Source organism: Legionella norrlandica, assembly GCF_000770585.1.
In the GTDB taxonomy this organism is placed as follows: domain Bacteria; phylum Pseudomonadota; class Gammaproteobacteria; order Legionellales; family Legionellaceae; genus Legionella; species Legionella norrlandica.
The window spans coordinates 1-8,857 of record NZ_JNCF01000065.1; the positions used below are offsets into that span (position 1 = coordinate 1).

Here is an 8,857-nt window from a genome sequence, read left to right on the forward strand (position 1 = left end):
TCGCTAAAATAATCGAGTAAAGAGGTAATAAAGTAGTATGTGGCACGAATAATCATATTTGTGCCAATTAAATTTAGGCCAGTAGCTCAATTGGCAGAGCGGCGGTCTCCAAAACCGCAGGTTGGGGGTTCGATTCCTCCTGGCCTGCCAACTACCAAGTAAATATGAAAAGTTCAAACGAAAATCAGAGCAAAGTAAAAGATACAATATCCTGGATGACTATAATTTTAGTAACCGCAGGAGCATTTTTCTGCACTTATTATTATACGTTTACAGGACCAATCCAAGCCATACTATGGCTTGTATGGTTTATCTTAATAATGTTTTTAGGTTACTTAACCACAACAGGCAAGCGTATTTTTGCATTTGCACAGGAAGCAAAAATTGAACTGCTAAAAGTAGTTTGGCCTACTCGTCAAGAAACAATACAAACAACTACAATAGTAATGGTTATGGTTGGTCTAACTGGGTTTATACTCTGGGGAGTAGACTCAATTATGATGTGGGCAATTGCTAAGTTAACGCATTTAGGGTGAATATGGTGGACGAACACAAGACAAAACAGTGGTACGTTGTACATGCCTATTCAGGGTATGAAAATTTTGTTATGCGTGAAATAGTATCTCGTGCAAAGCACCATAATTTGCAAGATAAAATAGGTGAAGTTGTTGTACCTTCAGAAGAAGTTGTTGAAATGCGTTCTGGACAAAAACGCAGAAGCACTCGTAAATTCTTCCCGGGTTATGTCTTAGTCCATATGATTATGGACGATCAAACATGGCATATGGTTAGAGCTATTCCTAGGGTATTAGGGTTTATCGGAGGAACCAGCCAAAGTCAAAAGCCAACGCCAATTTCTGATAGAGAAGCACAAGCAATTATGCAGCGAGTTGAGGATGGAGTGACTAAACCAAGACCTAAAATACTATTTGAGCCTGGTGAAGTTATAAGAGTTAAAGAAGGTCCGTTTGTTGATTTCAACGGAGTAGTTGAAGAAGTAAATTATGAGAAGAATAGATTAAGAGTTGCAGTTCTTATTTTTGGACGTTCTACACCTGTAGAATTAGAATTCAGTCAAGTAGAGAAGACATAAGCTAGTATCCAAAATTACTAGATGTTTGAAAGATATAATTTTGTAAAAACAGGGGAGCTAGAATTGAATTGAAATTCAATAATACTAGCGTATGACCCATAAGGAGTAAAAATGGCAAAAAAAGTAGAAGCATACATAAAGCTACAAATTCCCGCAGGAAGTGCAAATCCAAGTCCACCAGTTGGTCCAGCACTAGGTCAACGTGGCGTAAACATCATGGAATTTTGTAAAGCATTTAATGCTGCGACCCAACAAATGGAGAAAGGGTTACCTACTCCAGTTGTTATTACAGTATACAGTGATCGTAGCTTTACTTTTGTAACCAAAACCCCGCCTGCATCGGTCTTATTGAAGAAAGCAGCTGGCATCCAAAGCGGAAGCGGTACACCAAACACTAAAAAAGTAGCTAAGCTAAACGTCAGTCAACTTGAAGAGATTGCTAAAATTAAGAAGCCAGATCTTACAGCTGCTGACTTATCTGCGGCAGTTAGAAGTATTGCAGGTACAGCTCGTAGCATGGGTATTGATGTTGAAGGTTTGGAATAAGGGGTTACCATGGCAAAATTAAGTAAAAAACAAAAGAAAGTAGCGGAAGTTATTAAACCAAATCATTTTTATACAATTACTGATGCGGTAGCTATCTTAAAAGAATTTGCATCCAAGAAATTTCGCGAGAGTCTAGATATAAGCATTAACCTTGGTGTTGATCCTCGCAAGTCAGATCAAGTGGTTCGTTCTTCCACAAATCTTCCTAAGGGCACCGGTAAAACTGTGAGAGTAGCTGTTTTTGCTCAAGGGGATAACGCCGAAAAGGCTAAGACTGCAGGAGCAGATATAGTAGGTTTTGAAGATCTAGCAGATCGAATTAAAGCAGGTGAGATGGATTTTGATGTTGTAATAGCAACACCAGATGCTATGAGGCTTGTAGGACAGCTAGGTCAGATCTTGGGACCACGAGGCTTATGCCAAATCCTAAGGTTGGAACAGTTACTACTAATGTTGAAGCGGCTGTTAATGATGCCAAATCTGGACAGGTAAGATATAGAACCGATAAAAATGGAATTATTCATTGTTCTATTGGTAAGGTTGATTTTACACCGGAAGATGTTATGGAAAATGTTATAGCATTAATTAATGATCTGAAAAAGGCAAAGCCAACTTCATCTAAAGGACAATATTTAAAGAAAATATCCTTATCTAGTACAATGGGCCCAGGGTTACCTATTGATATTTCATCAATACCTATGTAATATATTATCCCATTTTAAGAATTCACGGCATAGATTTGGTTCCATGCCGTCGAAGACCGCAGGTGCTTATGCTTAATTTCCTGCGCAGACGGTGAACCGGCTCCTTAATAAGAGACGGCCACCATAACTGTCAAGTCCATGTGATTTGTACAAATTAGGAGGTCAGTAACGTGACATTAAATTTAGCTGCAAAAAAAGCCGTTGTTGAAGAAGTGACTGCAGTCGCGTCAAAGGCTATTTCAGCAGTGGTTGCTGATTATCGTGGGTTAACTGTTAATCAAATGACGCAATTACGTAGTGAAGCACGCAAATCACGCGTATATCTTCGAGTAGTGCGAAATACTCTAACAAGAAGAGCATTTAAAAATACAGAATTTGAATGCCTTAATGACTTGCTTGTGGGCCCAGTATTTATTGCATTATCTCTTGAAGCACCAAGTGATGCTGCTAGGCTATTAAAAGAATTCGCAAAAACATTTGAAAAGCTTGAAGTTAAAGCATTATCAGTTGGAGGTAAGGTATACAACGCAAATCAAATTGATGCAGTTGCAAGCCTGCCCACACGTGATGAAGCTATAGCCAAGTTAATGTATGTGATGAAAGCGCCAATTGAGAAATTTGTCCGTACACTTGCAGAGCCACATGCTAAGTTGGTCAGAACTATTGCTGCTGTGAAGGACAAAAAAGCAGAAACTCTCGCTTAATCATTATTTAATTTTAATTAGGAGCTAGTAATGGCTGTATCAAAGAACGAAATATTAGAAACAATTTCAAACATGTCAGTAATGGAAATTGTTGAATTAATAGAAGCAATGGAAGAGAAATTTAATGTTTCTGCTGCCGCTGCTGCTGTAGCTGTTGCTGCACCAACTGCAGGTGCTGCTGCCGCTGCTGCTGAAGAACAAACCGAATTTACTGTTGTTATGACCAGCTTTGGTTCTAACAAAGTAAATGTCATTAAGGCAATTCGAGGAATAACTGGTCTTGGTCTGAAAGAAGCTAAAGATCTAGTAGAAGGTGCACCAGCAACTGTTAAAGAGGGTGTATCCAAAGATGAAGCTGCCAGCATCAAGAAAGAACTTGAAGAAGCTGGTGCTACAGTAGAAGTTAAATAATTAATAAAAAGAAGTATTTTAGGACCCAGCCATGTTTACATGGCTGGGTTTACTCGTTTGAAAATCATCAATAATTTACAGAGGAACCACCATGGCAGTTGCAGAAGCTAGACCTCAATATTCGCATGCTGAGAAAAAACGATTTCGCAAAAGCTTTGGTAAGCAGACAGACATAATGCCCATACCGAATCTGCTTGAAATTCAACTTAAATCCTACAGGGATTTTCTCCAAACCGATACTAAATTAAGTGAACAACTGAAGACTGGATTACATGCTGCATTCTCTTCTGTATTTCCTATTGAAAGTTTTTCTGGTAATGCAAGACTTGAATACGTTGGTTATAAATTAGGTGAGCCAGCATTTGATGTCCGCGAATGTAAGCTAAGAGGATTAACTTATTCAGCTCCCCTTAGAGTAAAAATTAGGCTTGTAGTTCTCGATAAAGATGCAAGCGATGAGCCAAAGCCTGTCAAGGATATAAGAGAACAAGATGTTTTTATGGGTGAAATTCCGTTAATGACTGATGTTGGTACTTTTGTAATTAACGGTACTGAGAGAGTAGTAGTTTCACAATTACATCGTTCTCCAGGTGTAATATTTGAACATGATAAAGGAAAAACTCATTCTTCAGGCAAATTACTTTATTCTGCACGAATAATTCCTTATCGTGGTTCATGGTTGGATTTTGAATTTGATCCTAAAGACTGTGTGTATGTGCGCATTGATAGACGTCGCAAGTTGCCAGTAACAATATTGCTTAGAGCTTTGGGTTATGAAGCAGAAGATATACTGAATGAATTTTTTGAAACAACTAGCTGTCATCTAAAAAATGGCGAATACCATATCGATTTAATTCCTCAGCGTCTCCGTGGGGAAATAGCTTCTTTCGATATACATGTTCCAGAGACTGGGGAGCTTATTGTGGAGCAAGGCCGCAGAATTACTGCAAGACACATTAAGCAAATGGAAAAGCATCAAATGAAAGATCTAGTTGTTCCAAGAGATTACCTGGTTGGAAAAATACTAGCAAAGAATATTATTGATACATCAACAGGTGAATTTTTAGCACAAGCAAATGACGAGGTTACTGAAGATTTACTTGATGCTATGGCAAATAGCGGTATTTTAGAATTTGATATGATTTATACTAATGATTTAGATCATGGCTCTTATATATCAGACACACTAAAAAGTGATCCTACAGCGTCCCAACTAGAAGCATTAGTTGAAATTTATCGCATGATGCGTCCAGGTGAGCCACCTACTAAAGAGGCAGCCGAAGCATTATTTAAAAATCTGTTTTTTGTTGAAGAAAGATATGATTTATCAGCAGTAGGACGAATGAAATTTAATCGTCGAGTAGGAATAAAAAGTGACGAAGGACCAGGAACTTTGACTAAAGAAGATATCTTATTAGTAATCAAAACATTAATAGATATCAGAAATGGAATCGGCATGGTTGATGATATTGACCACCTTGGGAATCGTCGCGTAAGAAGCGTTGGAGAAATGACTGAAAACCAATTTAGAGTTGGTTTGGTTCGAGTAGAGAGGGCTGTTAAGGAACGATTAAGTTTGGTTGAGTCAGAGAATTTAATGCCTCAGGATTTAATTAATGCAAAACCAGTGTCTGCTGCTATTAAGGAATTCTTTGGCTCTAGTCAATTGTCTCAATTTATGGATCAAGTCAATCCATTATCTGGAGTCACTCATAAGCGCCGTGTATCTGCGTTAGGACCAGGTGGCTTAACCCGCGAACGCGCTGGATTTGAAGTTCGAGATGTCCATACTACGCACTACGGACGTGTATGTCCTATTGAAACGCCTGAAGGCCCTAATATTGGATTGATCAATTCCTTATCCGTTTATGCTCGAACTAACGATTATGGATTTATTGAGACGCCATGTCGTAAGGTAGTGAATGGCCGGGTAACGGACGAAATCGAATATTTATCAGCAATTGAAGAAGTTGATCAGTATATTGCACAATCTAATGTAGAACTGGATGAAGAGGGAAATATTCTTGCTGACTTGGTACCTTGCCGGCACCAAAATGAATTTTCATTAACCACGCCGGAAAAGATCAATTATATGGATGTCTCACCCAAGCAAATCGTTTCTGTAGCGGCATCATTAATCCCATTCTTGGAGCATGATGATGCGAACAGGGCATTGATGGGATCTAACATGCAGCGTCAAGCAGTTCCTACATTACGCTCAGAGAAACCACTGGTTGGAACAGGGATGGAGCGAATTGTTGCCTCTGATTCAGGCGTCTCAGTTGTAGCCAAACGTGGTGGGGTTATTGATCTTGTTGATGCTTCACGTATTGTGGTGCGTGTGAATGATGATGAAACAACAGCAGGTGAAACAGGGGTAGATATATATAATTTAACTAAATATTTTCGCTCTAACCAGGATACCTGTATTAATCAAAGACCCATAGTTTCTAAAGGTGACCTAATTCAGAAAGGGGATATATTGGCTGATGGTCCATGCACTGATATGGGTGAGTTGGCTTTGGGTCAAAACCTACTAGTCGCGTTTATGCCATGGAATGGATATAACTTTGAGGACTCAATTCTTATATCCGAACGCATCGTTCAAGATGATAGATTCACAACAATTCATATTGAAGAGTTAACTTGTATTGCGCGTGACACTAAACTAGGGACAGAAGAAATTACTGCTGATATTCCTAATGTAGGTGAATCTGCTTTATCTAATTTAGATGAATCTGGCGTTGTTTATATTGGTGCAGAAGTAAAAGCCGGAGATATTCTTGTTGGAAAAGTAACACCTAAGGGAGAAACACAACTTACTCCAGAAGAGAAACTTCTAAGAGCTATCTTTGGTGAAAAGGCATCAGATGTTAAGGATTCTTCTTTAAGAGTTCCATCTGGAATGAATGGTACAGTCATAGATGTGCAAGTGTTTACTCGAGATGGACTTGAAAAAGATGCAAGAGCCAAGAGTATCGAGGAAGAGCATCTGGCTCGAGTTCGTAAGGATTTAATAGATGAGCGACGCATCCGCGAGGAAGATATTTATCATAGAGTTTCTCATTTACTCATTGATAAGATAGCAACAGGTGGTCCAGGAAATTTGAAGCCGGGATCTAAAATTACCCAAGACTATTTAGATAAAGCTGAAAGAGAAAAATGGTTTGATATCCGTCTGGAAGATGACTCAGTAAGTCAACAACTTGAGCAACTTTCTAAGCAATTGGAATTGTTGACTAAAGAAATGGAAAAGCGTTTTAACGATAGTCGCAAGAAGATTACCCAGGGCGATGATTTAGCTCCTGGCGTATTGAAAATTGTTAAAGTGTATCTGGCCGTTAAAAGAAGGATCCAGCCTGGTGATAAAATGGCAGGTCGTCATGGGAACAAAGGGGTAATTTCGATAGTTGTTCCGGTAGAAGATATGCCCCATATGGAAGATGGAACAGCAGTAGATATAGTTCTTAATCCACTTGGTGTACCATCGCGAATGAATATTGGTCAGGTTCTTGAAACACACCTAGGCTTGGCTGCCAAAGGTTTGGGACGAAAAATTGCTCAAATGCTGGATGAGAAACAAACTTCTTTAGAGGTTAGAGCGTTTCTAGAGAAAATTTATAATCACGATGGTGTACAGCGAGTAAATTTGAAATGTCTTAATGATGAAGAATTAATGAAGTTAGCTGACAATTTGAGGTCAGGGGTTCCAATGGCAACTCCTGTTTTTGATGGAGCTACTGAGAAGGAAATCAAAAGTATGTTGCAGTTGGCGGGAATGTCCGCAGATGGTAAAACGGTGTTAATTGATGGAAGAACAGGAAATAAATTTGATAACCCTGTCACCGTGGGCTATATGTACATGCTGAAATTGAACCATTTAGTTGATGATAAGATGCACGCACGCTCAACTGGATCCTACAGCTTGGTAACGCAACAACCGTTAGGCGGTAAAGCTCAGTTTGGTGGTCAGCGTTTTGGAGAGATGGAAGTGTGGGCATTGGAAGCGTATGGTGCTGCATATACATTACAAGAAATGCTAACTGTAAAATCAGATGACGTTGGAGGTAGAACGAAAATCTACAAAAATATAGTCGATGGCGATCATCGTATGGACCCTGGAATGCCTGAATCGTTCAATGTATTGTTGAAAGAAATCAGAGCGTTGGGAATTGATATCGAGTTAGAGCACGATTAACTATTCAGCGATACATACTGACTAACCATTTTTTGGAGGCACAGACTTGGCTACTCTAAACAACGACCCAATGAAAAAAGCGCCAGTAATGAGTGATTTACTTGGTATTCTTAAGCAACAAGGTCAAAGTGAAGAATTTGATGCTATTAAAATTGCCTTAGCATCTCCTGAATTAATTCGTTCCTGGTCCTATGGGGAAGTTAAAAAACCAGAAACAATCAATTACAGAACATTTAAACCCGAACGTGATGGCTTATTCTGCGCTAAAACTTTTGGTCCAGTAAAAGATTATGAGTGTTTATGCGGTAAATATAAACGATTGAAACATCGTGGTGTTATTTGCGAAAAATGCGGAGTTGAATTGGCTCTTGCTAAAGTAAGACGTGAAAGAATGGGACACATTGAGCTTGCAAGTCCTGTAGCTCATATCTGGTTCTTGAAGTCACTTCCCTCCAGAATTGGTTTATTGCTCGATATGACCTTAAGAGATATAGAGCGTGTACTTTATTTTGAAGCTTTTGTTGTTGTTGAGCCTGGGATGACAGAGCTTGAGCGTGGCCAATTATTGAATGATGAAGCATACCTTGATGCAATGGAGCAATACGGCGATGAGTTTGATGCTCGCATGGGTGCTGAAGCAATTCGTGATCTGCTGCGTCAAATTGATTTAGAGGAAGAAATCAAAAATCTACGAGAAGAGCTTCCAACTACAAATTCTGAAACAAAAATTAAAAAAATCACCAAAAGATTAAAATTGCTTGAAGCATTTTATGAGTCAGGAAATAAACCTGAATGGATGATTATGGATGTTCTTCCAGTTCTCCCGCCAGATTTAAGACCACTAGTACCATTAGATGGTGGACGTTTTGCAACTTCAGATTTGAATGATTTATACAGACGCGTGATTAATAGAAACAACCGACTAAAAAGGCTGCTTGATCTTAACGCGCCGGACATTATCGTACGCAATGAAAAGAGAATGTTGCAAGAGTCTGTTGATGCGTTGCTTGATAATGGAAGACGTGGTCGTGCAATTACCGGAACTAATAAAAGACCTCTGAAGTCGTTGGCTGACATGATCAAAGGTAAGCAAGGTCGCTTTAGACAAAATCTTTTAGGAAAACGAGTCGATTACTCGGGGAGATCGGTTATTGTTGTTGGTCCCACCTTAAAATTACATCAATGCGGACTGCCTAAAAAA

The 8,857-nt window shown here is 39.1% G+C and carries 6 protein-coding genes, 1 tRNA gene and 2 pseudogenes; all 9 read left to right on the forward strand.

The window, feature by feature from the left end:
* The first annotated feature begins 75 nt into the window (after positions 1-75).
* Positions 76-150, forward strand: a tRNA-Trp gene (locus OK13_RS11750).
* A 14-nt stretch (positions 151-164) separates the two neighbouring features.
* Positions 165-536: a preprotein translocase subunit SecE gene (secE, locus tag OK13_RS11755; RefSeq protein WP_035890987.1), complete on the forward strand. Its 372-nt coding sequence runs from the start codon at positions 165-167 to the stop codon at positions 534-536.
* A gap of 2 nt (positions 537-538) precedes the next feature.
* Complete coding sequence (gene nusG, locus OK13_RS11760; RefSeq protein WP_035890988.1) at positions 539-1,093, forward strand: transcription termination/antitermination protein NusG; 555 nt, start codon at positions 539-541, stop codon at positions 1,091-1,093.
* Positions 1,094-1,204: 111 nt separating this feature from the next.
* Positions 1,205-1,639, forward strand: a complete 435-nt coding sequence (rplK, locus tag OK13_RS11765) for a 50S ribosomal protein L11 (RefSeq protein ID WP_035890990.1) — start codon at positions 1,205-1,207, stop codon at positions 1,637-1,639.
* Positions 1,640-1,783: 144 nt separating this feature from the next.
* Positions 1,784-2,343, forward strand: a pseudogene (gene rplA, locus OK13_RS11770) (50S ribosomal protein L1).
* Between the two features lie 170 nt (positions 2,344-2,513).
* Complete coding sequence (gene rplJ, locus OK13_RS11775) at positions 2,514-3,047, forward strand: 50S ribosomal protein L10 (RefSeq protein ID WP_035890993.1); 534 nt, start codon at positions 2,514-2,516, stop codon at positions 3,045-3,047.
* Between the two features lie 30 nt (positions 3,048-3,077).
* Positions 3,078-3,458 (forward strand): 50S ribosomal protein L7/L12, encoded by a 381-nt coding sequence (gene rplL / locus OK13_RS11780; protein ID WP_035890995.1) that lies wholly within the window; start codon positions 3,078-3,080, stop codon positions 3,456-3,458.
* 91 nt (positions 3,459-3,549) lie between these two features.
* Positions 3,550-7,656 (forward strand): DNA-directed RNA polymerase subunit beta, encoded by a 4,107-nt coding sequence (gene rpoB / locus OK13_RS11785; protein WP_035890997.1) that lies wholly within the window; start codon positions 3,550-3,552, stop codon positions 7,654-7,656.
* Positions 7,657-7,744: 88 nt separating this feature from the next.
* A pseudogene (locus tag OK13_RS11790) lies at positions 7,745-8,857 on the forward strand (DNA-directed RNA polymerase subunit beta'); the annotation flags it as partial.